Raw genomic sequence first — 1,576 nt, 5'->3', positions numbered from 1 at the left:
CTCAGCCGGGCCGGGTGAAGGCCAGCACGACGTTGTGCCCGCCGAACCCGAAGGAGTTGGAGATCGCCGCCCCGACCCGCGCGTACCGCGGCCGGTCCGCGACGATCTCCAGCTTCACGTCGGAGTCCTGGTCGTCGAGGTTGCGCGTCGGCGGGATGACGCCGTCCCGCACGGCGAGCAGGGTGAAGATCGCCTCGACCGCGCCGGCGCCGCCGATGAGGTGACCGGTCACCGACTTCGTCGCGGTGACGAGCGGGTGCGGCCCCAGGGCCTCCAGGACGGCGGCCGCCTCGACGCGGTCNGGTTGCGCGTCGGCGGGATGACGCCGTCCCGCACGGCGAGCACCGTGAAGATCGCCTCGACCGCGCCGGCGCCGCCGATGAGGTGACCGGTCACCGACTTCGTCGCGGTGACCAGCGGGTGCGGCCCCAGGGCCTCCAGGACGGCGGCCGCCTCGACGCGGTCGCCGACCGGGGTGCCCGGTGCGTGCGCGTTGACGTGCGTGACGTCGTACGGGCTGAGTCCGGCGTTCCGCAGCGCGTGCCGGATGGCGCGGATCTGGCCGTCCGACGACGGCGAGGTCATGTCGTGCGCGTCGGAGCTCATGCCGATGCCGGCAAGCCGGGCGGCGACGCGGGCACCTCGTGCACGGGCGAACGAGCCACGTTCGAGCACGAGCGCGCCCGCGCCCTCGGNCGCCGATGAGGTGACCGGTCACCGACTTCGTCGCGGTGACCAGCGGGTGCGGCCCCAGGGCCTCCAGGACGGCGGCCGCCTCGACGCGGTCGCCGACCGGGGTGCCCGGTGCGTGCGCGTTGACGTGCGTGACGTCATAGGGGCTCAGACCCGCGGACCGCAACGCGTGCCGGATCGCGCGGATCTGGCCGTCCGACGACGGCGAGGTCATGTCGTGCGCGTCGGAGGTCATGCCGACGCCGGCAAGGCGCGCGGAGATCTTGGCTCCCCTGGCGCGCGCGAACGAGGCCCGTTCGAGCACCAACGCCCCCGCGCCCTCACCCATGACGAACCCGTCCCGGCCGGAGTCGAACGGCCGGGACGCCGCGACCGGGTCGTCGTGCCTGCGCGACAACGCCCCCATCCTGGCGAACGCCGCGATCGACAACCGGCCGAGGCAGGCCTCGGTGCCGCCCGCGACGACGACGTCGGCGAGCCCGCGACGGAGCAGCGCGGCGCCCAGCGCGATCGCCTCAGCCCCGGAGGCACACGCACTGGTGGGTGCGTGCGCACCGCCTCGTGCGCCGAGGTCCATGCTCACCGCGGCGGCGGGACCGTTCGGCATGAGCATCGTGACGGTGAAGGGGGAGACGCGGTCGGGACCCAGCTCCTGGCAACGGTCGTACTGCTCGACCAGCGTGCCGCCTCCGCCCAGGCCGGTGCCGAACACCACCGCCAGCCGCTCGGGCTCCACCTCGGGTGCGCCCGCGTCCGCCCAGGCCTGCCGTGCCGCGACGACGGCGAGCTGCTGACAGCGGTCCATGCGGCGGCGGGACACGCGGTCGAGCATCGCGCCCGGATCCTCGCGTGCCGGCGCGCCGAGCCGCACCGGCAGATCGGT

2 protein-coding genes and 1 pseudogene are annotated in these 1,576 nt (G+C 74.9%); all 3 read right to left on the bottom strand.

Going from position 1 to position 1,576, the window contains the following annotated elements; translation table 11 throughout:
* Position 1: 1 nt before the first annotated feature.
* On the bottom strand, positions 2–268 hold the full coding sequence (locus LFM09_RS49980; protein WP_414103713.1) for a hypothetical protein: 267 nt from the start codon (positions 266–268) through the stop codon (positions 2–4).
* The gene (locus tag LFM09_RS49975) at positions 229–585 is read right to left on the bottom strand and encodes a hypothetical protein (protein ID WP_414103712.1); all 357 of its coding nucleotides are present in this window, start codon (positions 583–585) and stop codon (positions 229–231) included. The genes LFM09_RS49980 and LFM09_RS49975 overlap by 40 nt, the downstream gene beginning before the upstream one ends.
* A 163-nt stretch (positions 586–748) precedes the next feature.
* Positions 749–1,525 (bottom strand): annotated as a pseudogene (locus LFM09_RS49970) (beta-ketoacyl-[acyl-carrier-protein] synthase family protein); the annotation flags it as partial.
* Between the last annotated feature and the right edge of the window lie 51 nt (positions 1,526–1,576).

The sequence above is a fragment of the Lentzea alba genome (assembly GCF_047445655.1).
GTDB classification, from domain to species: Bacteria; Actinomycetota; Actinomycetes; order Mycobacteriales; family Pseudonocardiaceae; genus Lentzea; species Lentzea alba_A.
Note: the sequence above shows the minus strand (reverse complement) of the source record. Positions and strands in the feature narration are given on the sequence as shown.